Origin of the sequence: Starkeya sp. ORNL1, assembly GCF_012971745.1 — a bacterium.
In the GTDB taxonomy this organism is placed as follows: domain Bacteria; phylum Pseudomonadota; class Alphaproteobacteria; order Rhizobiales; family Xanthobacteraceae; genus Ancylobacter.
This window is the reverse complement of record NZ_CP048834.1, coordinates 4,948,111-4,972,295: the sequence shown is the minus strand read 5'-3', so window position 1 is coordinate 4,972,295 and position 24,185 is coordinate 4,948,111. Positions and strand designations below refer to the sequence as shown.

The 24,185-nt window shown below is 65.9% G+C and carries 26 protein-coding genes; 20 read left to right on the top strand and 6 right to left on the bottom strand.

What is annotated here, in order from left to right; genetic code table 11:
• The first annotated feature begins 1 nt into the window (after position 1).
• From G3545_RS23470 to G3545_RS23400, 15 genes are all read left to right on the top strand, one after another.
• The gene (locus G3545_RS23470; protein ID WP_170016200.1) at positions 2-1,471 is read left to right on the top strand and encodes a 4-hydroxyphenylacetate 3-hydroxylase family protein; all 1,470 of its coding nucleotides are present in this window, start codon (positions 2-4) and stop codon (positions 1,469-1,471) included.
• Complete coding sequence (locus tag G3545_RS23465) at positions 1,468-1,959, top strand: flavin reductase family protein (RefSeq protein WP_170016198.1); 492 nt, start codon at positions 1,468-1,470, stop codon at positions 1,957-1,959. Before G3545_RS23470 ends, G3545_RS23465 begins: the two co-directional genes overlap by 4 nt.
• Positions 1,960-2,093: 134 nt before the next feature.
• Positions 2,094-2,513: a RidA family protein gene (locus G3545_RS23460; protein WP_170016196.1), complete on the top strand. Its 420-nt coding sequence runs from the start codon at positions 2,094-2,096 to the stop codon at positions 2,511-2,513.
• A gap of 16 nt (positions 2,514-2,529) precedes the next feature.
• A complete protein-coding gene (locus tag G3545_RS23455; RefSeq protein WP_170016194.1) occupies positions 2,530-3,207 on the top strand; it encodes a DUF1028 domain-containing protein in 678 nt (225 codons plus the stop codon).
• Complete coding sequence (locus G3545_RS23450; RefSeq protein ID WP_170016192.1) at positions 3,200-3,631, top strand: heme-binding protein; 432 nt, start codon at positions 3,200-3,202, stop codon at positions 3,629-3,631. Before G3545_RS23455 ends, G3545_RS23450 begins: the two co-directional genes overlap by 8 nt.
• A gap of 284 nt (positions 3,632-3,915) precedes the next feature.
• Positions 3,916-5,010: a mandelate racemase/muconate lactonizing enzyme family protein gene (locus tag G3545_RS23445; RefSeq protein ID WP_170016190.1), complete on the top strand. Its 1,095-nt coding sequence runs from the start codon at positions 3,916-3,918 to the stop codon at positions 5,008-5,010.
• 38 nt (positions 5,011-5,048) lie between these two features.
• Complete coding sequence (locus G3545_RS23440; RefSeq protein WP_170016188.1) at positions 5,049-6,041, top strand: TRAP transporter substrate-binding protein; 993 nt, start codon at positions 5,049-5,051, stop codon at positions 6,039-6,041.
• Between the two features lie 162 nt (positions 6,042-6,203).
• Complete coding sequence (locus G3545_RS23435) at positions 6,204-6,782, top strand: TRAP transporter small permease (RefSeq protein ID WP_170016187.1); 579 nt, start codon at positions 6,204-6,206, stop codon at positions 6,780-6,782.
• A 25-nt stretch (positions 6,783-6,807) separates the two neighbouring features.
• Positions 6,808-8,088 (top strand): TRAP transporter large permease, encoded by a 1,281-nt coding sequence (locus tag G3545_RS23430; protein WP_170016185.1) that lies wholly within the window; start codon positions 6,808-6,810, stop codon positions 8,086-8,088.
• Positions 8,089-8,095: 7 nt separating this feature from the next.
• Entirely contained in the window at positions 8,096-8,716 is a 621-nt protein-coding gene (locus G3545_RS23425) for a glutathione S-transferase N-terminal domain-containing protein (protein ID WP_170016183.1), read from the top strand.
• Between the two features lie 33 nt (positions 8,717-8,749).
• The gene (locus tag G3545_RS23420) at positions 8,750-9,199 is read left to right on the top strand and encodes a type II 3-dehydroquinate dehydratase (protein ID WP_170016181.1); all 450 of its coding nucleotides are present in this window, start codon (positions 8,750-8,752) and stop codon (positions 9,197-9,199) included.
• A 76-nt stretch (positions 9,200-9,275) separates the two neighbouring features.
• Positions 9,276-10,166 carry an ABC transporter ATP-binding protein gene (locus tag G3545_RS23415; RefSeq protein ID WP_170016179.1) on the top strand — a complete coding sequence of 297 codons (891 nt, stop codon included), beginning with the start codon at positions 9,276-9,278 and terminating at the stop codon, positions 10,164-10,166.
• Positions 10,167-10,180: 14 nt separating this feature from the next.
• On the top strand, positions 10,181-11,221 hold the full coding sequence (locus G3545_RS23410) for an ABC transporter substrate-binding protein (protein ID WP_170016177.1): 1,041 nt from the start codon (positions 10,181-10,183) through the stop codon (positions 11,219-11,221).
• Between the two features lie 210 nt (positions 11,222-11,431).
• Positions 11,432-12,271, top strand: coding sequence for an ABC transporter permease (locus G3545_RS23405; protein ID WP_170016175.1), 840 nt, complete (start codon positions 11,432-11,434; stop codon positions 12,269-12,271).
• A gap of 47 nt (positions 12,272-12,318) precedes the next feature.
• Positions 12,319-13,659, top strand: coding sequence for an LLM class flavin-dependent oxidoreductase (locus G3545_RS23400; protein ID WP_170016173.1), 1,341 nt, complete (start codon positions 12,319-12,321; stop codon positions 13,657-13,659).
• Between the two features lie 138 nt (positions 13,660-13,797).
• Here G3545_RS23400 and G3545_RS23395 read toward each other — a convergent pair whose 3' ends face one another.
• The 6 genes from G3545_RS23395 to G3545_RS23370 are packed head-to-tail and all read right to left on the bottom strand — an operon-like array spanning position 13,798 to position 19,131.
• A complete protein-coding gene (locus tag G3545_RS23395) occupies positions 13,798-15,339 on the bottom strand; it encodes an altronate dehydratase family protein (protein ID WP_170016171.1) in 1,542 nt (513 codons plus the stop codon).
• A complete protein-coding gene (locus G3545_RS23390) occupies positions 15,332-16,177 on the bottom strand; it encodes a fumarylacetoacetate hydrolase family protein (protein WP_170016169.1) in 846 nt (281 codons plus the stop codon). The genes G3545_RS23395 and G3545_RS23390 overlap by 8 nt, the downstream gene beginning before the upstream one ends.
• A 33-nt stretch (positions 16,178-16,210) precedes the next feature.
• A complete protein-coding gene (locus G3545_RS23385) occupies positions 16,211-16,639 on the bottom strand; it encodes an RbsD/FucU domain-containing protein (protein WP_170016167.1) in 429 nt (142 codons plus the stop codon).
• Between the two features lie 28 nt (positions 16,640-16,667).
• Positions 16,668-17,255, bottom strand: coding sequence for a DUF1349 domain-containing protein (locus G3545_RS23380; RefSeq protein ID WP_170016165.1), 588 nt, complete (start codon positions 17,253-17,255; stop codon positions 16,668-16,670).
• A complete protein-coding gene (locus G3545_RS23375) occupies positions 17,252-18,148 on the bottom strand; it encodes an amidohydrolase family protein (RefSeq protein WP_170016163.1) in 897 nt (298 codons plus the stop codon). The genes G3545_RS23380 and G3545_RS23375 overlap by 4 nt, the downstream gene beginning before the upstream one ends.
• Positions 18,145-19,131, bottom strand: coding sequence for an aldo/keto reductase (locus G3545_RS23370; RefSeq protein WP_170016161.1), 987 nt, complete (start codon positions 19,129-19,131; stop codon positions 18,145-18,147). The genes G3545_RS23375 and G3545_RS23370 overlap by 4 nt, the downstream gene beginning before the upstream one ends.
• Positions 19,132-19,296: 165 nt before the next feature.
• Here G3545_RS23370 and G3545_RS23365 point away from each other — a divergent pair, with 165 nt between their 5' ends.
• From G3545_RS23365 to G3545_RS23345, 5 genes are read left to right on the top strand one after another with little or no spacing between them, the layout of a single operon-like run.
• A complete protein-coding gene (locus G3545_RS23365; protein WP_170016159.1) occupies positions 19,297-20,241 on the top strand; it encodes an aminotransferase class IV in 945 nt (314 codons plus the stop codon).
• Between the two features lie 36 nt (positions 20,242-20,277).
• Positions 20,278-21,321, top strand: a complete 1,044-nt coding sequence (locus G3545_RS23360; RefSeq protein ID WP_170016157.1) for an ABC transporter substrate-binding protein — start codon at positions 20,278-20,280, stop codon at positions 21,319-21,321.
• Positions 21,318-22,427: an ABC transporter ATP-binding protein gene (locus G3545_RS23355; protein ID WP_246702542.1), complete on the top strand. Its 1,110-nt coding sequence runs from the start codon at positions 21,318-21,320 to the stop codon at positions 22,425-22,427. The genes G3545_RS23360 and G3545_RS23355 overlap by 4 nt, the downstream gene beginning before the upstream one ends.
• An 8-nt stretch (positions 22,428-22,435) precedes the next feature.
• The gene (locus G3545_RS23350; protein WP_246702541.1) at positions 22,436-23,344 is read left to right on the top strand and encodes an ABC transporter permease; all 909 of its coding nucleotides are present in this window, start codon (positions 22,436-22,438) and stop codon (positions 23,342-23,344) included.
• Positions 23,341-24,135, top strand: a complete 795-nt coding sequence (locus G3545_RS23345) for an ABC transporter permease (RefSeq protein WP_170016155.1) — start codon at positions 23,341-23,343, stop codon at positions 24,133-24,135. Before G3545_RS23350 ends, G3545_RS23345 begins: the two co-directional genes overlap by 4 nt.
• Positions 24,136-24,185 lie beyond the last annotated feature (50 nt).

Genomic DNA, 24,185 nt, shown 5'->3' with positions numbered 1-24,185 from the left:
GATGATCCGCACGGGTGAGGAGTATCGGCAGGGGCTGCGCGACGGCCGCGAGGTCTGGATCGATGGCGAGCGCGTCGCCGACGTGACGAAGCACCCCGCCTTCAAGCCGATCGTCGATGTGCGGGCGCGGATCTACGACATGGCCCACGAGGCGCCCTATCAGGAGCGCCTCACTTATGTCGCCGACAATGAGCGCAACACCATCTTCTACAAGCCGCCGCGCGAGACCAGCGACTGGACCGACAAGGTCGAGGCGGTCGATGCGGTGATGAAGGACATTGGCGGCGTCGTCACGAGGGTCGGCGACGAGACCATCGGCGAGGTGTGGTCGCTGATCGACGGGCGCGACGTGCTGGCCGAGTACGACCCGCGCTTTGCCGACAATGTCGACCGCCACGTCGCCAGCATCCTCGACAACGACATCTTCCACGTTTCCGCCAACACCGATCCGAAGGGCGATCGCTCGCGCGCCCCGCAGGACCAGGACCCGGACATGATGGTCCATGTGGTCAAGGAGACCGATGCCGGCATCGTCATCCGCGGCGCCAAGTACGAGACCGCCGCGGCCTATGCCGACCAGGCCTTCCTGAAGCCCACCGTCGGCGCCTGGACCAACGAGACGCTGTCGGACTATGCGGTCGGCGGCATCGTCCGCATGGGCGCGCCGGGGGTCAAGCACATCTGCCGCTCCGGCTTTGCCGGCAGGAGCGACCCGGCCGACTACCCGCTGGCCAACCGCTTCGACGAGGTCGAGGCGATGGTGATCTTCGACAATGTGCTGATCCCCTGGGAGGACATCTTCTTCTACCGCCACACCAAGGCGGCGCAGCATGTGCGCGGCACGCTGCACCGCTATTCGGCGTTTCCTTACGTGCAGCGCCTGCTCTATGTCGCCGACATGATGATCGGCGCGGCGATGTGGAACGCCAGGCAGACCGGTCTCGACAAGCTGCAGTCGGTCCGCGAGAAGCTGGCGGACCTCGTCTGCTACCGCGAGGGCATCAACGCCCACCTGACCGCCTCGATCGCGATGGCGCAGAAGAGCCCCGGCGGGCTGTTGATGCCGCACCAGTCGATGCTCTATGCCGGGCGGGTGCATGCCTGCGCCAACCTGCCGGCGATGATGCACATCGCCCGCGAACTGTGCGGCGGGCAGATCTGCGTGACGCCGAACGCCGCCGCCTTCAACGCCGAGGGTTCCGGCGACTGGCTGAAGAAGTTCTACACGCTGAACGACCAGTGGGAGGCGGAGGACCGCCGCAAGCTGCTGGCGTTCGCCCGTGACCTGCTCAACTCCGACTATGCCGGGCACCGGCTGACCTTCGTGCAGTTCGCGCAGGCGCCGCACTTCAATCACCTGGCCGCGGTCTATAACAGCTTCGACTTCGACGGCCCGCTCGACTTCGTCCGCAAGTCCGCAGGACTTTCCGACAAGATCCTTTCCGACAAGGTGCGAGGAGCCGGTAAATGAACGCGCTTGATCCCACCCATTTCCGCGCCGCCATGGGCCGCACCGCCGCCGGGGTCACCGTGGTGACGACCGACGGCGAGGCCGGGCGCTTCGGCGTCACCGTCTCGACGCTCTGCTCGCTCTCGCTGGAGCCGCCGTCGGTGCTGTTCTGCATCCATCGCGAGAGCCGGGCGCTGCCGTACCTGATCGCCAATGACGTGTTCGCGGCCAACATACTCGCCGCCGACCAGCATCGTGTCGCCGACAGCTTCGCCGGTCTGATCCCGGAATGGCGCGAGGACCGGTTCCAGGCCGGGACCTGGGACCGGCGCATCACCGGCGCGCCACTGCTGCACGGCGCGCTCTGCCGCTTCGACTGCCGGATCGCCAGTGTGTTCGATTTCGGCTCGCACCGCATCGTCGCCGGCGAAGTGCTGGACGTCGAGACCGGCAGCGGCGAGCCGCTGATCTATTCCGACCGCGCCTACCGACGACTGCACGCAGCCTGACATGGGGCAAGGATGACCAGCCCGACGACTTTAGATCGTTACCCGAGGAAGCCCGCACCTGTCGCGGGCCTTCTGCGTTGCTGCCGGCCCGCCCGCACCACTCCTTGACCCCTACCGCAGAGAGACCGCGTCCCATGGCTCACAAGCGCCTTCGCCCGTTCAACACCAAGGAAACCTATCCCGAGCAGAAGCTCGATAATGATCTCTCGCAGGGCGTGGTGGCGCGGGGCACCATGGTGTTCCTGCGTGGCCAGGTGGCGCAGGACCTCGACACTCGCGAAAGCCTTCATGTCGGTGATGCCGGCGCGCAGACCGCCAAGGCGATGGCCAATATCAAGCTGCTGCTCGAAGAGGCCGGCAGCGAGATGGCGCACATCTGCCGGATCGTCGTCTACCTCACCGACATCCGCTACCGCGAGGCGGTCTACCAGGAAATGGGCAAGTGGCTGAAGGGGGTGTTCCCCTGCTCCACCGGCCTCGTCGTGCCCGCGCTCGCCCGCCCGGAATGGGTGGTCGAGATCGAGGTGACCGCCGTCATCCCCGATCCCTCGTGAAGCGCGGGAAGCCGGAATGACCTTCTCCATCTCCGCCCGCTGCTCCCGGACCGGCATGTTCGGCATCGCCGTCTCCTCGTCGAGCCCGTGTGTCGCCGCCCGCTGCGCCCATGCGCGCGCCGGCGTCGGCGTGGTGGCGACGCAGAACATCACCGATCCGATGCTGGGACCGCGCGGCCTTGCCCTGCTCACTGAGGGATTGTCGGCGGATGAGGTGATGGCGCGGTTCGCAACCGAGGCGCCGCATTTCGACTACCGGCAAGTGGTGGTGCTGGACCGGCAGGGCCGTGCCGCCGGCCATTCCGGCGCCCACACGCTCGGCACGCACCGCATCGCGCTGGCGCCCGATGCCGCCGCGGCCGGCAATCTGCTCGCCAATCCGGACGTGCCGGCGCGCATGGTCGAAGCCTTCCTCGCCGGTCCGGACCAGCACATCGGCAATCGCATCATCGCCGCCATGCTGGCGGCGTTGGAGGCGGGCGGCGAGGAGGGTCCGGTGCATTCGGCCGGCATGCTGCTGGTCGACACCGTCGGCTGGCCGGTCGCGGACCTGCGCATCGACTGGTCTGAGGCCGATCCGATCGGTGAACTCGCCGCACTGTGGCGGCTGTGGCAGCCGCAAATGGACGCCTATGTCACCCGCGCGCTCGATCCCCGGGCCGCGCCTTCCTATGGAGTGCCCGGCGATGAGTGAGACAACCACGCGCCCTGCCCTGAAGCTGACCCACGCCGCGGCGCTGAAGGCGCTCGCCGGCGCCGTGGCCAAGGCCGAGACGCTCGGCGTGCCGCAGAACATCAGCGTCGTCGATGATGGCGGCAATCTGCTTGCCTTCGTGCGCATGGATGGGGCGAAGCTGCTATCGCGCGAGACCTCGCTGTCGAAGGCGATCACCGCCGCCTCGCACCGGCAGCCGTCCTCGCGGCTCGATCCGAATTACGAGATCAAGCTGGCGATCGCGGCCGGCGGAAGGCTGACCAACCTGGAAGGCGGCCTGCCGATCTTCATCGAGGGGCAGTGCGTCGGCGCGGTCGGCGTCGGCTCCGGCACCGGCGCGCAGGATGTCGAGGTGGCACGCGCCGCACTCGCGGCTATCGGCGCCGAGGATCAGGTGCCGTGATGCGCAACGATTAATCACTCGGACGTTCGAATAATAGCCAAATGCATATTTGCCTCGCTTGAATGCATTTTCTGCAATTGCCTGTTGACTTTCCGTAAGATCAGCAAGATCATTGTAAATATACTTGAGGTATTGGCGTGTATATCGCCTCACCTCACCGTCGCCGGCCGGCGATACATAAGGTGGTGGCGTCGATAGCGCGCATATTCGCCTTGAAAGCTGCACAATTGGCTAAGGCGGACCGTTCGAAACAGGTCCGCCCCCTCCAGGGGTGGGGAACCGACGTGAAGATCAAGGATGTCCGCGTAACCGTTCATCGCTTCGACAATTTCATCCCTCTCATCCACAAGCAGCTGGAGGGCGACTACCGCGTCATCTGCCGGATCGAGACCGACGAGGGCCATGTCGGCATCGGCATGGCATCACGGTTCCTGTGGAACGGCGTCGCCGCGATCATCACCCACCATCTCGCGCCCGCCATCCTCGACATGGACCCGCGCGATCTCGAGGCGATCCACGCGCGCCTCCAGCCGATCGTCTCCGAGCGCGGCATGATGTCGGGCATCAATCTGTCGGCGGTGTCGGCGGTCGACCTCGCACTGTGGGACATCATCGGCAAGGCGAGCGGCCGCACGGTTGCCCAGCTGCTCGGTGGCCACAAGGATTATGCCGACGCCTATGTCACCTACGGCTTTGCCGCCTACGACATCGACCAGCTCATCGAGATGGGGCGGCAGCTCATCGCCAAGGGGCACAGCCGGCTGAAAATGCTGGTCGGCAGCAAGGACGGTATCAAGGTCGATGCGGCGCGGGTGAAGGCGGTGCGCGAGGCGCTGGGCGAGGACATCCTGCTCGCCATCGACGCCAATGAGAGCCTCGGTCTGGAAGACGCCATGCGGCTCTGCCCGATGATCGAGGAATACGACATCGCTTGGTTCGAGGACCCGCTGCGCCGCGTCGACGCCCGCGACATGGGCATGCTGCGCCAGCGCACCAGCATTCCGCTCTCAGCCGGCCAGATGGACGGCCATCCGACGCGCTTCCGCGAATGGATAGAGCATGACGGCATCGACATCTTCATGCCGAACAGCATGTACAATGGCGGCATGACCGAGACCCGGCGGGTCGCTCATCTTGCGCAGATCTACAACAAGCCGCTTTCCGACGCCGGCGGTGGCGGCATCTGGTGCCTGCACCATGTCGCCGGCTTCCGCAATGGCACGCTGGCCGAGATTCACCTGGGATCGGAGCAGGTCGAGGAACAGATGTTCCTCGATGCCCCCAAGGCCGTGAACGGGCGCGTCCAGATACCCTCCGCACCCGGCTTCGGCGTCACGTTGAACGAAGAAAAGCTGCGAGAAACACTCGTGAAGAACTGATCCAGAGCAATAGCAACAAGATACAGGGGAACTAACCGATGATGAATATCCAGAGCGTCAGAAGTCTTCTTGGCGCCGTAGCCATTGGCACGGCGCTGCTGTCGGCCGCGAACGCCGCCGAGCCCCTCAAGCTGCGCATCTCCGGCGATTCTCCCGCGTCCGGCCTCGACATCGTCATGGCCCAGAAGTTCGCCGACAATCTCAAGGCCAAGCTCGGCGATGGCTTCACCTTCGAGCTGTTCCACACCGGCGCGCTCGGCGACGAAGTGGTGCACATGCAGCAGGTGCGCACCGGCCAGATCGATGTCTATCCGTTCGGCTCAGACATCGTGCAGCTCGACAAGAGCTTCTCGGTCTTCGACATGCCGTTCCTGTTCAAGGACCGCACCGTCGTCGCCAAGGTCCTCGACGGCGACGTCGGCGATAAGCTGCGCGTCTCGCTGCGCGACAAGGCCGGCCTTGAAGTGCTGGCTTTCGGCGAGATCGGCTTCCGCCAGATCACCAACAATGTGCGCCCCATCACCACGCCGGCCGATTTCAAGGGCATGAAGATCCGCGTGCCCGGCAGCCCGACCCGCGTGCTGATGTTCAAGACGCTTGGTGCTTCGCCGGTGAATATGAGCTTCTCGGAAGTCTATGTCGCGCTGCAGAGCGGGACGGTGGACGGCCAGGAAAACCCGCTCGCCGACATCGTGGCGCGCTCGCTCCAGGAAGTGCAGAAGAACATCTCGATCTCCAACCACGTCTACACGCCGGTCACGCTGGTGATGAACAAGGCGAAATACGACGCCCTGACGCCGCAACAGAAGACGGCGGTGAAGGCGGCGGCGCAGGAGGCGGCCTTCGCGGTGCGCGAGATCGGCGCGCAGAAGGACATCGAGCTGATCAAGAAGCTGCGCGACGAGAAGAAGATCGCCATCAACGACATCGACGTCGAATCCTTCAAGAAGGCGTCTGCTCCGCTCTATGACGCGATCGGCAAGATCGCCGGCGAAGATCTCGCCAAGAGCACGCTGGCCGCGACCAAGTAGAGCTCGCTTGCGGGCGTGGCGCGCCTCTTGCTCGCCACGTCCGCATCCGGCGCGTCCCGTCTCGGTTCCAGTCCCGGCCCCCGAACGGCTCGACGCCGGGCAGGAGCCGCCTTCGGCAAAGTCGAAGGCGGCTGCGCGCCCGCACCTTGAAGGAAGGATGCCATGCAGAAGCACCATGAACTGGCGGACTTTGCCGGCGCCGGCTCGCCGGTCGACATCGACCTGACCGCCACCGACGTTCTTAGCGAATTCGAGCTTGGCCAGCATCAAGGCGAGAACATCATCGAGCGCGTCGTCGACGGCGTGGTCGGCTTCATCGGCGTCGCCATCCTGCTGACGATCACGGGCCTGGTGTTTGGCAATGCGACGACGCGCTACGCGCTCAACTTCACCGTCATCTGGGCGGATGAGCTGATCGTCGCCCTGATCCCCTGGCTCGCCATGTGCGGCATGTATCTGTCGATCCGCCAGCGCCAGCTGATCCGCATCGAGTATTTCCTCACCATGTTCTCCGCACCGATGCGACGTGGGGCCGAACTCTTCGTCAATATATTCTCCGCCGCCTCCTTTTGTTACCTCGCCATTGGCGGGCTTAATTATCTGAAACTGTTCGGCTCCGACACCACGCTCTATCTCGACCTGCCGACCAGCTGGTTCACCTCGGCGCTGTTCATCGGTGCCCTGCTGATCGTCGCCGGCTTCCTGGTCGAGGCCGCCCGCGTACTGGTCAAGAAGACCTGAGCACACCAACCGAGGAGGTCTTCACATGGTCGGCGCCGCGCTCGGCATCTCGTTCCTCGTCATGCTGCTCATCCTCGGCGTGCCGATGGTGGCGGCCCTGGTCGGGTCGGTCGCGGTCGGCCTGTTTCTCGGCGGCCAATGGGCGCTGGTGATGCCGCAATCCATCATCAACGGCATGAGCGACTACACGCTGCTGTCGCTGCCGCTGTTCGTGCTGGCCGGCGTCATCATGAATGTCGGTGGATTGTCCACCCGGCTGTTCGACTTCGCGCATTCGCTCGTCGGCTGGATGCGCGGCGGCCTCGCCCAGGTCGATGTGCTGACCAGCATCTTTCTCGGCGGCATGTTCGGCTCGTCGACCGCCGATATCGCCGGCACCGGCTCCATCACCATCCCGGCGATGAAGAAGGCCGGCTACAAGGCGGACTTCGCCGCCGCCACCTGCGCGGCCTCCTCCGGCGTCGGCCCGATGATCCCCCCGAGTTCGCCGATGATCCTCTATTCGGCGGTGACCGGAACCTCGCTCGGCGCGCTGTTCATGGCCGGCATCATTCCCGGCATTTTGATGGGCCTCGTCTTCATGGGCGTGGTGTTCGTGCTCGCCCGCACCCGCAATTTCCCGCGGCACGGCGACCTCTCGCTTCCCGAGATCTGGGCAACGTTCAAATCCGCCTTCTTCTCCATCGGCATGCCCGCCATCATCGTCGGCGGCACCACCATTGGCGTCTTCACCCCGACCGAGGGCGGCGCCTTCGGCGTGGTCTATGCCATCGCCGTCTCCATGCTGGTGTATCGCTCGATGGGAGTGCGCGACGTCTATCGCGCCACGCTGGCGGCCGTGCAGTTGTCCGGTGAGTTGCTGCTCATGGTCGGCCTGTCCGGCGCGCTTGGCGTCAGCCTTGCCAGCGCTCACGTTCCCGAGGCGCTGGCGCAGATGATCGACGCCATCACCATCGGCGACAGCATGTTCATGCGCCTTGTCGCCTTGATGATCCTCGCCATCATCGCCGGCATGTTCCTTGATCCGCTGATCCCGGTGCTGGTGCCGGTGATCCTGCCGACGCTGCTCGCCTTCCAGATCGACTTGGTGCATTTCGGCGTGCTGATGGTGATGGCGGTGGTCATCGGCCAATTGCATCCGCCGATCGGCATCGCGCTCATCATCTCCGGGCGGATCGCGGGCGTCGATCAGGTCCAGGTGTTCAAGGCCAACATCCCGTATTTCATCGCCATCATCCTGTTCACGCTGCTGCTGATGGCGGTGCCGGAGCTCAGCACATGGCTGCCCAATTACATGAAGGACTGATGCCGCCGTGAAGCTGTTCCATGCCCCGACCTCGCCATTCGTGCGCAAGGTCATGGTGGTCGCGCAGGAGGCCGGCCTCCTCGACGCCATCGAGATCGTCTTCAACGCCGCCAGTCCGGTGAACCGCGACGCGGTGCTCACCGACGCCAATCCGCTCGGCAAGATTCCAGCACTGGTGCTCGATGACGGCACCGCCCTGTATGACAGCCCGGTGATCTGCGAATATCTGGCGGCGCGGGGCTCGGCGCCTTCCCTGTTCCCCCCGAATGGGCCGGAACGGTGGAACGCTCTCACCCAGCAGGCGCTCAGCGATGGCCTGCTCGATGCCGCGCTGACCGCACGCTACGAGGCGGTCATGCGTCCCGAGGAGAAGCAATGGCGGGTCTGGCGCGAGGCGCAGCTCGCCAAGATCGACGGCGCGCTCCAGCGTATCGAGGCGATCGTGCCGACCCTGGATGATGCCATGACGATCGGCACCATCAGCATGGGCTGCGCCCTCGGCTATCTCGACTTCCGCTTCGCCGAGCTCGGCTGGCGCGAGCGCTGTCCTCAGGCTGCGCTATGGTTTGCCGAGTTCGATGCCCGTCCTGCCATGGCCGCGACCCGCCCGCGCGAGCGCGTGGCCTGACTGCCCTATTCGTCTTGAGTACAGGAGTTCGACATGCCTGCGCCGTATCGGATCGAGATCATCAACGGCCCCAACACCAACCTCTATGGCCTCGACCCCACCGGCCCTTATGGCAGCCTGACGCTGGCCGATATCGAAGCGCGGTGCCGTGCGCGGGCGAAAAGCCTCGGCGCCGAGCTGGAGTGCCGCCAGTCGAACCATGAGGGCGTGCTGATCGACTGGATCCAGCAGGCGCGGGGCAGTGCCGACGGCATCATCATCAATGCCGGCAGCCTGTCCTACACCTCGATCGGCATCCTCGACGCGCTCGCCGCCCTCGGCAAGCCGATCTATCAGGTGCATGTCAGCAACGTCTTCAAGCGCGAGGCTTTCCGCCACCATTCGCCGCTGTCCGCGGCGGTGACCGGATGCCTGATCGGGCTCGGTCCCGCGGGCTACGAGATCGCCGTGGTGGCGATGGTTGAGCATCTGCAAGCGCGCTGAACGCGGGACCAATTGAAAACGCGGCAGGGTCGAAAGGGTGTTGACTCTATAATCTATAGATTTTATCGATTATGATATGTCAACGCCACCCGCCCCTCGCTCTGCCGTCCCGAAGATCCAGCTCAGGATCGATCGCCACAGCTTCGCCATCCGCGACGACAGTGGTCGTGGCAGCGAAGAGTTCGTCGCCATCAACAACGTCGCGCTTGATGTGCCAGCCGGTGAATTCCTCACCATCGTCGGCCCGAGCGGCTGCGGAAAAACCACGCTGCTGGAGATACTGGCTGGCCTCGCGCACCCGACCGAAGGCTCGCTGCGTATCGACGGCCACGAGGTTCGCGGGCCGAGCCTCTCCCGCGGCATCGTCTTCCAGCAATACGCTTTGTTGCCGTGGCGCACCGCGCTGGCCAATGTCGAGTTTTCGCTGGAGGCATCGAGCGGCCTGTCGCGCCGCCAGCGCCGGCAGAAGGCGCAGGACGCGCTGGCGCTGGTCGGCCTCAAGGGCTTCGAGCAGCGTTTTCCGCACGAGCTTTCCGGCGGCATGAAGCAGCGCGTGGCGATCGCCCGCAGCCTGGTCTATGAGCCGGACATCCTCCTTATGGACGAGCCGTTTGGCGCGCTCGACGCCCAGACCCGCGAGCTGCTGCAGGAAGAGCTGCTCGACCTCTGGCAGCGCACCCGGACCACGATCGTCTTCATCACCCACTCGATCGACGAGGCGGTTTATCTCGGCCAGCGCGTCGCGGTGATGACCTCACGGCCCGGCCGCATCAAGGCGCTGATCGATGTCGAGCTGCCGCGCGGCGACCTCGACGCCGACATCCGCTCGCATCCCGATTTCGCCCGCTACCGGCACCAGATCTGGGACCTGCTGCGCACCGAAGTCGCGCGCGCCCGCACCACCGCAACCGTCAGATCGAATGAGCCACCGCGCCGCGAGCGCGAGGCGGCCGCCGTCGCCAATTGAGAGTGAGACCGCCGATGCCTCCCCATTCGACCCGCCGCGCATTGCTTGCCGCCGGCACGCTGCTGCTCTCGCTTCACGTTTTCCCATTGGGCGCCCTCGCCGAGGACGCACCGAAGCTGGAAACCACGACCATCCGCTATCAGTCCAGCACCGGCGCGGACATCAGCCCGCTCGAGCTGGCCGATGCGCTCGGCTATCTCAAGCCGATCACGCTGGAGCGCGTCGGCGACGTGCAGGGCGGTCCCGCCAATCTCCAGGCCGCGGCCACCGGCCAGACCGATATCGCCTCCGCATTCAACGGCGCGGTGCTGAACATCGTCGCCGCCGGCGCTCCGCTCGTCGCGGTGGTGAGTTGGCGCGGCACCAATGAGCTCACCTCGCCGGGGCTCTATGCGCTGGACAATGGCCAGATCAACAACGCCCGCGACCTGATCGGCAAGAAGGTCGGCGTCAACACGCTCGGCGCCAATCAGGAAGCCGTCACCGATCTCTATCTCGCCAAGAACGGACTGACCCAGGACGAGATCAAGCAGGTGACGTTCGTACCGCTGCCGACGCCGAACGTCGAGCAGACGCTTCGCAACGGCCAGATCAGCGCGGCGAGCCTCGGCTTCACCTTCCGCGACGCGGCGCTGGCCCGCGGCGGCATCAAGGCGCTGGCGCGCAATGTCGACCTGCTCGGTACCTACAACGACAATACCGGCGTGCTGCGCGCCGACTTCATCGCCAAAAACCCGAACACCACGAAGCACCTGGTGGCGGGGCTCGCCAAGGCCATCGCCTGGAGCCAGGAGCGCGAGAAGGCGAACAAGCGCGGCGACGTCGTCGAGGTCTACACCAAATATCTGGAGAGCAAGGGCCGTGGCAATCAGACCGCCCCGCTCAAATACTGGCAGAGCCTCGGCATCGAGACCGAAGGCGGCTGGATCAAGAAGCAGGACTTCGCGATGTGGGTCGAATGGCTCAATTCGCGCGGCGAAGTCGACGCCAACGCGCTGAACCTCGCGAAGGTCTACACCAACGACTTCAATCCCTACTGGAAGGGCCAGGACTGAGCGCGGTTGGAGCGTCCGTCCAGACACTGCCAGCTCATACTTCCCTCTCCCCGGTGGGGAGAGGTGGCCCGCGAAGCGGGTCGGTGAGGGGGAACGCGGCTGGGAAGCGAAGAAGACCTCTCACCCCAACCCTCTCCCCGACGGGGAGAGGGAGGGTCGCCGTCGCGGCGGGTGATTGCAATTGCGAGTTAGGCTCTCGGGAGAACCAGCATGTCCGTGACGACTGAGGACCTTCGCCGCGCCGCAGCCGGTGCCAGCCTCACCAGCGGCATTGCCGCGGCCTCCCGGCTGCTCGGCGGCGCGCTGTGGAAGACTGCCTCGCTGCTCGCCGTGTTCGCCTTGTTGGAGCTGTTGCCGCGCCTCAGTATCGTCGACCAGGTGTGGTTCCCGCCGCTCAGCAAGGTCCTTGCCGTGCTGTGGCAAATGCTGCGCTCCGGCGAGCTTCAGAATCATATCGTGGGCAGCCTCACCCGCTCGGTGACCGGTTTCGGCCTCGCGGCGCTGGTCGCCGTGCCGCTCGGGCTCACCATCGGCTGGTATGCCCGGGTGCGCAGCTTCCTCAATCCGGTGCTGGAATTCTTCCGCAACACCTCGGCTTTGGCGCTGCTGCCGGTCTTCATCCTGTTCCTCGGCATCGGCGAGGCCTCGAAGATCGGCATCGTCACCTTCGCCTGCTTCTTCCCGATCCTGCTCAGCACCATCAGCGGCGTGAAGAGCGTCGATCCGCTGCTGATCAAATCGGCGCGCTCGCTCGCGCTCTCGGCTCCGGCCATCTTCGCCAAGATCATCCTGCCCTCGGCGGTGCCGTCGGTGTTCACCGGCTTCCGGTTGGCGGCGCAAAGCTCGATCCTGGTGCTGATCGCCGCCGAGATGGTCGGCGCCACCCGCGGCCTCGGTTATCTGATCAACTACGCGCAGTTCAACTTCCTGCTGCCGAAAATGTATGCCGGGATACTGACGATCGCCTTCATCGGCCTCGCCATCAACCAGCTTCTGGTCACGATCGAGCGCCGCCTCTCCCGCTGGCGCGTACCGGCATCGGGCGAATAGCCCGTCGGATTTCGCTGCCCCGTCCCGCTCCTTGACAAGGTGACACCATGGCTTCGCGTCCTCGCCAGCTACATTTCAACGTCCACGTCTCGACCGGCGGTAACCATGAGGGCGCGTGGCGCCATCCGCGCTCGGAGCCGGTGCGCCTCACCGCGCTCGACTATCAGCGCAAGGTCGCCGGCATCGCCGAGCGCGGCAAGCTCGACGCGGTGTTCTTCGGCGATACGCCTGCGCTCTCCGACAATGTGAAGCTGCGCCCGGTCGAGCAGCTCGACCCGGTGGCGCTGCACGGCGCGCTGAGCGCGGTGACGCAGAATATCGGCCTCGCCGCGACCATTTCCACCTCGTTCAACGAGCCGTTCAACGTCGCCCGCAAGATCGCCTCGCTCGATCTCATCAGCGGCGGGCGGATCGGCTGGAACATCGTGACCACGTCCAGCGAGAACGCCGCGCGCAATTACGGGCTCGACGGCGTCATCGCCCACCGCGACCGCTACCGCCGCGCCGAGGACTTCGTCCAGGTGGTGAAGAAGCTGTGGGACAGCTGGGACTCGGACGCCATCGTCCATGACCGCGCCAGCGGCATCTATGCCGACATCGAGCGCATCCATCCGATCTCGCACGAAGGCGAATTCTTCAAGGTGCGCGGTCCGCTCAATGTGCCGCCCTCCCCGCAGGGCCGCCCGGTGCTGATCCAGGCCGGCTCGTCGGAAACCGGCGTCGCCTTCGCCGCCCGCCATGCCGAAGTGGTGTTCACAGCCCAGCGCACATTGGAGGACGGCCAGCGCTTCTATGCCGAGCTCAAGCGCCAGGTGGCCGAGAACGGCCGCAATCCGGAGCACGTGAAGATCGTGGTCGGCCTCTCTCCGATCATCGCCGGCACCGAGGCCGAGGCGAAAAAGCTCGCCGAGGAGTTGAACGAATTGACCGTGCCGGAATACGGCCTGCGCCAGCTCCGGCAGTTCAGCGGCGTCGATCTCAGTGATTTCCCGCTCGATGCCCCGGTGCCGCTCGACGCCTTCCCCGATGTTGCGGCGGTGGAGGGTCATCGCAGCCGCACTGCACTGGTCATCGAGCTGACGAAGCGCGAGAAGCTGACCATCCGCCAGTTGCTCCACAGGCTCGCCGGGGCGCGCGGCCACCAGACCTTTGTCGGCAGCACCGACCAGCTCGCCGATCGCATCGAGCATTGGTTCAGCAATGGCGCCGCGGACGGCTTCAATTTCATGCCGGCTTATCTTCCCGGCGGGCTGGAGGATTTCGTCGACGGCGTGATCCCGATCCTGCAGCGCCGCGGCCTGTTCCGCCGCGAGTATGAAGGCACCACGCTGCGCGACCATTACGACCTCCCCCGTCCCGAAGGCCGGCGGGAATCCCGGGCGGCGTGAAAGCTTGACCTGCAATTCCCTCTCCCCGTTGGGGAGAGGTGGCCCGCGAAGCGGGTCGGTGAGGGGGAACGCGATTGCGGAGCGGTGAAGGCCCCTCACCCCAACCCTTTCCCCGACGGGGAGAGGGAGTAAGTCGGCTCACATCGTCGCGCCGATCTGCCAGGGCACGAACTCGTGGTCGCCATAGCCGAGCAGCTCGGACTTGGTCCGGCGGCCGGAGGCGACCGCGAGGATCTGCTCGAAGATCTCGCGGCCTTTCTGCTCGATCGACACGCCGTCGAGGATGTCGCCGCAATTAATGTCCATGTCCTCGACCATGCGCTCATACATCGGCGTGTTGGTGGCGAGCTTGATCGAGGGCGTCGGCTTGGAGCCGAACGCGGAACCGCGCCCGGTGGTGAAGGCGAGCACATTGGCGCCGCCAGCGATCTGGCCGGTGGCGGCGACCGGATCGAAGCCGGGCGTGTCCATGAACACCAGCCCCTTCGCCGTCACCGGCTCGGCATAGCGATAGACGCCGGTCAGCGGTGAAGAGCCGCCCTTGGCGGCGGCGCCGAGCGACTTCTCCAGAATGGTGGTGAGCCCGCCCGCCTTGTTGCCGGGCGAGGGATTGTTGTTCATCACGCCGCGATTGCGCGCCGCATAATCCTCCCACCAGCGGATCAGCCCGATCAGCTGCTCGCCGATCTCCGGCCGTGCCGCCCGCCGCGCCAGCAAATGCTCGGCGCCGTAGATCTCCGGGGTCTCGGAAAGGATCGCGGTGCCGCCATGGGCGACCAGCAGGTCCGCGGCGGCGCCGAGCGCCGGGTTAGCGGTGATGCCGGAATAGCCGTCCGAGCCGCCGCATTGCAGCGCCAGCATCAAATGCGAGGCCGGCACGCGCTCACGCCGCACCTGGTTGGCGAGCGGCAGCAACTCGCGGATCGCGGCGACGCCGGCCTCGACGGTGCGGCGCGTGCCGCCGGTCTGCTGGATCGTCAGGCTGCGGAAGCGCTCGTTCTCGACGATGCCGTAGGCCTGCTTCCAGCGGTCGATCTGGAACGCCTCGCAGCCGAGGCCGACCATGATCACCGCCGCCATATTGGGGTTCGCCGCATAGCCCCATTGGGTGCGCTTCAGCACCTCAAAGCCTTCGCCCTCTGTGTCCATGGCACAGCCGGTGCCGTGCACCAGCGGAACCACGCCGTCTATGTTCGGAAAATCCGCCAGCACGCCGGAACGGGCAATCTCCTCCGCCATGAAGCGCGCCGCGGTGGCGGAGCAGTTCACCGAGCTGAGTATGCCCAGATAGTTTCGGGTGCCGACCTTGCCGTCCGCCCGGCGAAAGCCCTCGAAGGTGGCCGGCGGCGCGATGGCGGCCGGCAGCCGGGTGCCGGTGTCCCCGGCCGGATGATAGCCGCGCTCGAAATTCTTGAGGCCGACATTGTGCTCGTGCAGCCAGGTGCCCGGCGCGATGGGCGCAGTGGCGAAGCCGATGATCTGGCCGAACTTGATGATCGGCGCGCCGGCTTCGATCGGCGCCACCGCCATCTTGTGGCCGCGCGGGATGCGATCGGTGGCGATGACACCACCTGCCACGACGCCGCGCTCGATGGCATCGACCGCAACGATGAGATTGTCGCCCGGATCGAGCCGGACGCTGCGAGGAGCCGGCTTTACCACCACATCCGGATCACCCATGGGCCTGCACCCGCTGGCGCTGGCTGCCGAGCCCGGCAATGCCCAACTCGACGCTATCGCCGGGCTGGAGATAACGCGGCGGCTTCTGCCCCATGCCGACGCCGGGTGGCGTGCCGGTGGTGATGACGTCGCCCGGCTCCAGCCGCATGAAACGCGAGACGTACGAGACGAGAAAATGGAGACCGAAGATCATGGTCGCGGTGGAGCCGGCCTGCATGCGCACGCCATTGACGTCGAGCCACAGCGCCAGGTCCTGCGCGTTCGCGATCTCGTCCGGCGTCACCAGATAGGGGCCGAGCGGGCCGAAGCTCGGGGAGCTCTTGCCCTTGGTCCATTGCCCGCCGCGCTCATTCTGGAAGGCGCGCTCGGAGACGTCGTGGCAGATGCAGTAGCCGGCGATGACACCGGGCGCGTCGGCCTCGGTGATGCCATAGGCGGCCTCGCCGATGATGATGGCGATCTCCACCTCCCAGTCGAGCTTGCTCGATCCCGGCGGCACGATGATCGGATCGTTCGGCCCGGAGATCGAGGACGGCGCCTTGTTGAACAGCACCGGCTCGTCCGGGATTGGCAGCCCGCTCTCGCGGGCGTGGTCGGCATAATTGAGCCCGACCGCGATGAAATTGCCGACGCCGGCGACGCACGCGCCGAGCCGCACGGGGTCCGCCACCAGCGGCAGCGCGGCCGGATCGAGCCGCCGTAGCGCCTCGATGCCGGATCGCGATAGGGTCTTGCCGGAGATATCCGCGACGATGGCCGAGAGATCCCGGATGCGGCCTTCGCCGTCGAGCAGGCCGGGACGCTCCTCGCCGGACGGCCCGTAACGCAGCAGTTTCACGTCTGTGTCTCCAAATGCCTGGCCGCTTTAGCGTCAGGCCACCGTTCCCTTGCGGATGATGACGTTGCCGTAGAACAGCCGCTCGCCAGTCGCGATCACCGCGAAGGCCTGCCTGGCCCGCTCATAGAAGGCGTAGCGTTCGATCCGCTTGAGGTGGACCGCGCCGCCGGTCACCTCGCCAAGTATGGCGCTGATCTCCTCATGGGCGGGCATGATGGTCTCGGGCTCGCCGATGACCTCCATGCCGAGCACGGGATCGGGCTCGGATTCGTCGATCGGCAGCACGCTGAACACGGCGCGCAGCATGCGCGGCATGTCGCTCGCCTCCATGCGCAACAGCCGGCGCGCCACGGTCTCGGCAGGAAAGCTGCCATCGGCGATGACAAGTTCGTCGCCATGCCCCATGGCGCGCAGTGCATGGAGGATGTCCGGGTTCAGTATGGGATCGATGCCGATCAGCATGGTGTCCGCCCTGTTTGTTCAGCTGTCGTCATGAGAGGTCGTGCAGATCGCGCTCGGTCGGCGGCAGGATGCGGAAATCCGAGAACGCGATTTCAAGGCCGCCGCGTTCCGGCGTGCAGGCCATCGGCCCGACCTGATAGGCGGCCGCCACCGGGAACGGCGCGAGGCGCAGCAGCGGCCATGTCTCGCCGTCGGTGGAGGCCTGCACCCGCAAGGCGCCGCCACGTACGGTGAGGCGCAGCCGCACGTCGGCGAGGTTGCCGTCCAGCCGCGTCACCGACCAGTCGGAGCGCCCATCGGTGACCACCACGCTGAGATAATGATGGCCGTCGGTGAACTCGACGCCCGCCTTGACCCAGCGCGTCTCGTCAACGCGCAGCATCAGGCCCGCCTGGTCATAAAGCGACTGGTATTTGCCCCGCACCCGCACTTCCGCGGTGAAGGCCTCGCCGGTCGTAAAACCGAAGAAATGGCCATTGTCGCGGACGAAGCCGTAATGGGTTTCGCGCCAGAAATCGGTCGCCGCATCCGTCGTCAGATGCAGGGTGCCGGATGCGACGGACCAGCTGGCCGGCTCGTTGAGCCAGCGGCCGGTGCCGAGATCGACGTCGGTCATGGGGATGTCTCGCTGTGTGGGTCCGTGCGAAGCAGCGGTTCGAGGCGATAGGCGTCGATCGCATTGCCGGCAAACAGGCGGCGCTCAGCCTCCGGATCGCCGGAGAAGCATCGCCCGGCGATATCCTTGACCGCCGCATAGTCGGCGGCAAGCGTCGCCACCGGCCAGTCGGAGCCGAAGATCAGCCGCTGGTCGCCGAAGGCGCTGCGCGCCAGCGCGATATAGGGCTCGAAGGTCGCCGGCGACCAGCCGGCCCAATCGGCCTCGGTGACGAGACCGGAGACTTTGCACCAGACGCCGTCGAAGGCCGCTATCTCCTCGAAACGCTCCGCCCATTCGGCATCGAATCCGAGCGCGATGGGCGGCTTGGCCATATGGTCGAGCACGAAATGCGCGCCGGGAAAGTGGCGCACGCAGAAGATTGCCGCGGGCAGCTCGCGGGTGCGGACCAGCAGGTCGAAGGTGAGCCCTGCCGCGAACACCGCCTCCAGCCCGCGCAGCACGCCGGGACGGCTCAGCCAGCCTGGATCGGGCTCGTCATGGACATTGTGCCGAATGCCGACCAGGCGATCGCCGCCGGGCAGCACGCGCAGCCGGGCGATCTCTCCGGAAACGTCGGGCGCCTCCAGGTTGACCCAGCCGACAACGCCGACGACGAACGGTGTCGCGGCAGCGATGCGCAGAAATTCCTCGGTCTCCGCCGCATCGTGGCGGCACTGCACGATGATGGTGGCGTCGACACCGGAACCCGCGAGCAGCGGCGCGAGATCATCGGGGCCATAAGGCCGGCGCAGCGGCGCAAGCGCCTCGCCCGCCATCCAGGGATAGGAGGCGCGCGACGGGTCCCAGAAATGCTGGTGGGCATCGATGACGAAAGGCGATCCGGTGCTCATGGCGTCGGCGCCGCCGGATCGATGAGTTCGCGCTCCCGCAATTCCTGCCACAGCGCGGGCGGGATCGGATGGCGGAACAGCGCCTCGTTCTCGACGATCTCGGCCTCGTTGCGGGCGCCGGTGAGGATGGAAGCGACCGCCGGATGCGCGGCCGGGAACTGGATCGCCGCCGCCTTCAGCGGCACGTCGTGGCGCCGGCACACCGTATCCAGCTCGAGCGCCCGGGCAACGAGCGCCGGGTCGGCGTCGGCATAGTTGAACTTGGCCCCAAGGGTCGGGTTCGCCAGTATTCCGCTATTATAGACACCACCGATGATGACGCCGACGCCCTGCTGCTCGCACAGCGGCAGGAAATCGGCCAGCGCGCCCTGCTCCAGCAGCGTGTAGCGGCCGGCGAGCAGGAAGCAGTCGAAGCGGCCGGCACGGGCGAAGTCGGCCAGCATCTCGCTCTGGTTCATGCCGGCGCCGACCGCGGCGATGACGCCGTCGCTGCGCAGCCGGTCGAGCGCCCGATAGGCGCCGGCGACGGCCTCGTCATAATGGTCGTCGGGATCATGGATGTGCAGCACGTCGATGCGGCCGGTGCCGAGCCGCTCCAGGCTTTCCTCGAACGCGCGCATCACCCCGTCATAGCTGAAATCGAACACCGGCCGCTCCGGCGGCGTTCCCTTGTAATAGGCATCCTCGCCGACCGCCTCGGCAGGCCGTCGCAGCAGCCGGCCGACCTTGGTGCAGAGCACGTAGCTGTCGCGTGGCTTGCCGGCGAGGAACTTACCCAACCGGCGCTCCGAGAGCCCGTTGCCATATTGCGGGGCAGTATCGAAGAAGCGCAGGCCGAGGTCCCATGCCTTGGCGATCGTCGCCTCCGCTGCCTCGTCGTTCACCGGCTGATAGAGCCCGCCGAGCGGCGCCGTGCCGAGCCCCAGTTTCGTGGTCCGGAGGCCGGTCGGACCGAGCCGCGCTGTTTCCGTGGCGAGGGGCATGCGTGTTCCCGTGGATCGCGTTGCGGATGGTGTGGCAGATTTCGACGTCTATTGCCGATATGTCAAATGATTTTTCGTATATGAAATTTCTGTTGCCAATCGGATATAAGCTTGGCATCATCCTAACCTGCAAGCCGCCTGAACAACTCGCAGGACTTTTGACGCATGACCTCCGACGCTCATGACTTCTCCCAAGGCGCCGCCTTCGTCGAAGGCCGCTATGTGCCCGCCAGGGAAGCCCGGGTCTCGCTCCTCGACTGGGGCTTCAGCCGCTCGGATGTGACCTATGACGTCGTCCATGTCCGCCATGGCGGCTTCTTCCGGCTCGAAGATCACCTTGACCGGTTCGAGCGCTCGCTCGCCGGCTTCCGGCTGGCGCCGCCCTATAGCCGCGCCGAGATCGCGGCGATCCTCGATCGCTGCGTGGCGCTCACCGGCCTGCGCGACGCCTATGTCGCCATGATCTGCACCCGCGGCCGCCCGCGGGTCTTCGGCTCGCGCCGCCCGGCGGACTGCGACAACCTCTTCAGCGCCTATGCCATTCCATGGATCGACGTCATTCCGCTCGACGTCCAGGCGCGCGGCGCGCATCTCCACATCGCCTCGGTGACGCGCATCCCGGCCGCCTCGATCGACCCGACCATGAAGAATTATCATTGGGGCGACCTGACGCGCGGCCTGTTCGAAGCGCACGATGCCGGGGCCGACACCGCCGTGCTGCTCGACACCGACGGCTTCGTCACCGAAGGACCGGGCTTCAACGTGTTCATGGTCCGCGGCGGCGAGGTGCTCACCCCGGATCGCGGCGCGCTGGAGGGCATCACCCGCCGCTCGGTACTCGAGCTCTGCGCGATGACCGGCCTGCCCGCCCGCATCGCGCCGTTGCGCCGCGAGGATCTGATGCAGGCGGACGAGATGTTCTGCACCACGACCGCGGGCGGCGTGATGCCGATCTCGCGGGTCGACGGCCACATCATGAGCAACGACGCCCCCGGCCCGGTGAGCCTGCGGCTGAAGGAACTCTATTGGCAGAAGCATGCGGAAGGCTGGCACCGCACCGAGGTGAACTATGCCGCCGCCGAAACGGTGACTGTCTCTCCCGCCGCGTGAACGGACGACCTAAAAACAATCCAGAGGACGACTTCCATGCACAGACGCGATTTCGTGACCGGCGCCGCCGCCGGTCTTGCCGGACTGCTATTGGCCGGCACGCTCGCCCCGGCGACGGCTGCCCCCAAGGAACTGCGCATCCTCACGTGGGAAGGCTATGCCGACGAGCCCTGGGTGAAGGCTTTCGAGGCCAAGACCGGTGCCAAGGTGAAGATCACCTATACCGGCAGCGTCGACGAGATCTTCGCCAAAATGACGGCCTCGAAGGGCCAGGATTTCGATGTCATCGCCATCGAGACCTCGTCCTACAAGCGCCTGACGCAGGAAAAGCTGATCCAGCCGGTCGATCTCTCCAAGATCCCCAATGCGAAGAACCTGCTGCCGGCGTTCCGCGATGTTTCCGCCATCGTGTTCGACGGCAAGCCTTTTGCCGTCCCGTTCGCCTGGGGGTCGATCCCGCTGATCTATGACAAGAAGGTGTTCGCGCAGGCTCCCGCGAGTTGGAGTGTGCTCTGGGACGAGAAGTACAAGGGCCGCATCATCGCCATGGACGACGCCAACAACGCGATCGTCACCACCGCGCTGCTGCTCGGCTACAAGGACCCGTTCAACCTGACGGACGCGCAGTTCGCCGAGATCAAGGCGAAGCTCCTGGACCAGAAGCGCTTTGTCTCGACCTATTATGCCGGCTTCGATGATGGGGTCAGCATCTTCGCCCAGGGCGGCGTCGACCTGATGATGTCGATGGGCGAGCCGCAGGCGCCGATGCTGCAGAAGAAGGGCGTCGATGTCGGGCTGACCATTCCGAAGGAAGGCGCCATCGGCTGGATCGACTGCTGGGCGATCAGCGCCGGCGCCCGCGATCCGGAGCTTGCCCATGCCTGGATCGATGCCATGCTGGACAAGAAGGTCGGCACCTATATCAGCGAGAAGACCGGTTACGGCAACACCACCAACGCCGACGCCAATGCGGCGATCGGCCTGACCTATGCCGACAAGCTGGTCTTCCTGCAGGCGCCGGAGAATTTCGCGCGGCGCATCGATCTGTGGAACGAGATCAAGGCGACGCCGGTCGAATGATCGACGCCCCCAACACCGGAGCAGATGCCGGCATGAGCTTCCGCAACCTCATCCATCTTGCCGGGGTCGGCAAATCCTATGGCGCGGTGAATGTGCTGAAGCCGATCGACCTGGTGATCGGCGACGGCGAGTTCCTCACCATCCTCGGGCCCTCCGGTTCCGGAAAGACCACCATACTGCGCATGCTCGGCGGCTTCACGCCGCCGAGTATGGGTCGCATCCTGCTCGACGGCATCGACATCACCGACATGCCGATCTTCGAGCGGCCCTTCAACACCGTATTCCAGGACTACGCGCTGTTCCCGCACATGAGCGTGGCGAAGAATGTCGGCTACGGGCTGAAGATGCGCGGGCGCCCGCGCCAAGAGATCGAGCGCAAGGTCGCGGACGTGCTCGCCATCGTCGACCTCGCCGACAAGGCCGCCCGCTATCCCGCCGAGCTCAGCGGCGGGCAGCGCCAGCGCGTGGCGCTTGCCCGCGCCATCGTTTGCGAGCCCAGGGTGGTGCTGCTCGACGAGCCGCTCGGCGCGCTCGATGCCGAGCTGCGCCGCTCGATGCAGGACTTCCTGAAAGCCCTCCAGCGGCGCATCCGCACCACCTTCGTCTTCATCACCCACGACCAGGAAGAGGCGATCTCGATGTCGGATCGCATCGTGGTCATGGATCATGGCAAGGTCGAGCAGGTCGGCACGCCGAAGGACATCTATTACCGTCCGCAGAGCGAGTTCGTGGCGAAATTCTTCGGCGAGAACAACATCTTGCCGGCGCGACTGACCGGCTCCTCCCCGGCGATCGAGAGCCCGCTCGGCGGTCATGCCTTGCAAGGTGTGGGACCGGCCGACGCCGTCTCGATCGCCATCCGGCCGGAGAGCTTCAGCATCGGCGAAACCGGCAAGGACGCGGCCGACCAGCGCTCGATGGTTGGCCATCTGGAGAGCCTCACCTTTCTCGGCGCCACTACCCAGCTCGTGGTGCGCCTTGGCGAAGGCTCGCCGCACACCGTCAAGGTGCGCTTGCCGACGCCGGATCTGGGTGGCGCGATCGGCGTCGGCGGGCCGGTGCCGCTGCGCTGGTCCGACGCTGATGTCAGCGTCCTCACGGCGTGAGGCGGGCCATGACCGATCTCTCGCTCGCCGCATCCGGCGCCGGTCCGATGATCGCCGGCGCCCCCTCCCCGCACCGCCGGCAGCTGCGCCGCATCGCGCTGCGGCTGGCGGTCTATGGGCTGCCGGTGCTGCTGATCCTGGTGCCGCTGGCGACCTTCCTGGTCTACAGCTTCTGGACCACGGTCGACGGCCAGGTGGTGCAGACCTTCACACTGGCGAACTACATCGATTTCCTGGCCAAGCCGGTCTATCGCGGCGTCTTCATCGGCACGCTCTGGCTTGCCAGCATCGTCGCCGCCACCAGCCTGATCTTCGGCTACATCATCGCCTATCTGGTGTGGCGGCTGGAAGGCCGGCTGCGCTACTTGCTGCTGCTGCTCAGCGTGATCCCGCTGGCGATGAACTACATCGTCAAGATCTACGCGATGCGCAACATCCTCGGCTATAACGGCTTCCTGAACTGGCTGCTGGTCCATACCGGCATCCTGGATACGCCGAGCAAGCTGTTCATCTTCAACCAGACCGCGGTGATGATCACCATGGCGGTGATCTACCTGCCCTATGCCATCCTGCCGATCTTCCTGTCGCTGGAGCGCATCTCGCCGTCGCTGCTGGCGGCCTCAGCCGATCTCGGCGGCCGGCCGGGCCAGACTTTCCGCAATGTGGTCTTGCCGCTCAGCCTGCCCGGCTCGATCGTCGGCGCGCTGTTCGTCATGGTGCTGGCGCTGGGCGACTATCTCACGCCGCAAATGGTCGGCGGCAACCAGGGCTTCACCTTCGGCCGCGCCATCTGGAGCCAGTTCGGCATGGCCTTCAACTGGCCGTTCGGCGCCGCGCTCGCCGTAGTGCTGCTGCTCTCGGTCGTGCTCATCATCCTGGTCGCGGCCGCCATCTCCCGCCATGCGAGGGTGAAATGACCGCCACCGAGCGCATCACCATCACGCTGCTGTGGGCGATCGGCGCCCTCGTCTTCGTCGTGCTCTACGGCCCCGCCTTCATGGTGGTGCTGCTGTCGTTCTTCGACATCAACCGCGAGGGCATCGACTGGGGCAGCTTCGGCTTCCAGTGGTACGCCCGGCTCGGCGACAATCCGCAGATGCTCGCGGCGCTCGGCAACACGCTGCTGGTCGGCGCCTGCGCCGTGGTGCTCGCCACCGCGCTGGCGCTCGGCCTCGCCTATTACATGAAGACCGGGGTGCGCCGCGGCCGGGCCTTCCTGGAGTTCGTGATCTTCCTGCCCTTCGTGCTGCCGGCCATCATCACCGGCATCTCGCTGCTCATCGCCTTCCGCGAAGTGGGTCTGGAGCGCAGCCTCGTCACCGTCACCATCGGGCACGTCGTGCTGATCCTCGCCATCATCTACCGGATGGTGATGATCCGGCTGGAAAGCCTGGAGGACAGCCAGATCGAGGCCTCGCTCGATCTCGGTGCCAATGGTTGGCAGACCTTCCTGCATGTGGTGCTGCCGCAGTTGCGCTCGGCCCTGGTCACCAGCGGCCTGCTCGCCTTCACTTTGTCGTTCGACGAGACGCTGGTGACCTTCTTCCTGGTCGGCGGCGACGCGACCTTGCCGATCCGGCTGTGGGCGATGATGCGGGTGGGCTTCACCCCCGAGGTGAACGCCCTCGTCTCCATCGTCCTGGTTGTTACAATCACGCTTGCCGTTCTCGGCGCGATGTCGCTTAAGGAGACGATGGCACGACGATGACGGATAGTGCGAGCGCGTTGAAATGACCGGCGTTTCAGTGATGAGTAGGC

Excerpts from the sequence above, each read along its gene's own strand:
- G3545_RS23470 (WP_170016200.1), top strand. The coding sequence starts at position 2 with ATGATCCGCACGGGTGAGGAGTATCGGCAGGGGCTGCGCGACGGCCGC.
- G3545_RS23465 (WP_170016198.1), top strand. The coding sequence starts at position 1,468 with ATGAACGCGCTTGATCCCACCCATTTCCGCGCCGCCATGGGCCGCACC.
- G3545_RS23460 (WP_170016196.1), top strand. The coding sequence starts at position 2,094 with ATGGCTCACAAGCGCCTTCGCCCGTTCAACACCAAGGAAACCTATCCC.
- G3545_RS23455 (WP_170016194.1), top strand. The coding sequence starts at position 2,530 with ATGACCTTCTCCATCTCCGCCCGCTGCTCCCGGACCGGCATGTTCGGC.
- G3545_RS23450 (WP_170016192.1), top strand. The coding sequence starts at position 3,200 with ATGAGTGAGACAACCACGCGCCCTGCCCTGAAGCTGACCCACGCCGCG.
- G3545_RS23440 (WP_170016188.1), top strand. The coding sequence starts at position 5,049 with ATGATGAATATCCAGAGCGTCAGAAGTCTTCTTGGCGCCGTAGCCATT.
- G3545_RS23435 (WP_170016187.1), top strand. The coding sequence starts at position 6,204 with ATGCAGAAGCACCATGAACTGGCGGACTTTGCCGGCGCCGGCTCGCCG.
- G3545_RS23430 (WP_170016185.1), top strand. The coding sequence starts at position 6,808 with ATGGTCGGCGCCGCGCTCGGCATCTCGTTCCTCGTCATGCTGCTCATC.
- G3545_RS23420 (WP_170016181.1), top strand. The coding sequence starts at position 8,750 with ATGCCTGCGCCGTATCGGATCGAGATCATCAACGGCCCCAACACCAAC.
- G3545_RS23415 (WP_170016179.1), top strand. The coding sequence starts at position 9,276 with ATGTCAACGCCACCCGCCCCTCGCTCTGCCGTCCCGAAGATCCAGCTC.
- G3545_RS23410 (WP_170016177.1), top strand. The coding sequence starts at position 10,181 with ATGCCTCCCCATTCGACCCGCCGCGCATTGCTTGCCGCCGGCACGCTG.
- G3545_RS23405 (WP_170016175.1), top strand. The coding sequence starts at position 11,432 with ATGTCCGTGACGACTGAGGACCTTCGCCGCGCCGCAGCCGGTGCCAGC.
- G3545_RS23400 (WP_170016173.1), top strand. The coding sequence starts at position 12,319 with ATGGCTTCGCGTCCTCGCCAGCTACATTTCAACGTCCACGTCTCGACC.
- G3545_RS23395 (WP_170016171.1), bottom strand. The coding sequence starts at position 15,339 with ATGGGTGATCCGGATGTGGTGGTAAAGCCGGCTCCTCGCAGCGTCCGG.
- G3545_RS23385 (WP_170016167.1), bottom strand. The coding sequence starts at position 16,639 with ATGCTGATCGGCATCGATCCCATACTGAACCCGGACATCCTCCATGCA.
- G3545_RS23380 (WP_170016165.1), bottom strand. The coding sequence starts at position 17,255 with ATGACCGACGTCGATCTCGGCACCGGCCGCTGGCTCAACGAGCCGGCC.
- G3545_RS23375 (WP_170016163.1), bottom strand. The coding sequence starts at position 18,148 with ATGAGCACCGGATCGCCTTTCGTCATCGATGCCCACCAGCATTTCTGG.
- G3545_RS23370 (WP_170016161.1), bottom strand. The coding sequence starts at position 19,131 with ATGCCCCTCGCCACGGAAACAGCGCGGCTCGGTCCGACCGGCCTCCGG.
- G3545_RS23365 (WP_170016159.1), top strand. The coding sequence starts at position 19,297 with ATGACCTCCGACGCTCATGACTTCTCCCAAGGCGCCGCCTTCGTCGAA.
- G3545_RS23360 (WP_170016157.1), top strand. The coding sequence starts at position 20,278 with ATGCACAGACGCGATTTCGTGACCGGCGCCGCCGCCGGTCTTGCCGGA.
- G3545_RS23355 (WP_246702542.1), top strand. The coding sequence starts at position 21,318 with ATGATCGACGCCCCCAACACCGGAGCAGATGCCGGCATGAGCTTCCGC.
- G3545_RS23350 (WP_246702541.1), top strand. The coding sequence starts at position 22,436 with ATGACCGATCTCTCGCTCGCCGCATCCGGCGCCGGTCCGATGATCGCC.
- G3545_RS23345 (WP_170016155.1), top strand. The coding sequence starts at position 23,341 with ATGACCGCCACCGAGCGCATCACCATCACGCTGCTGTGGGCGATCGGC.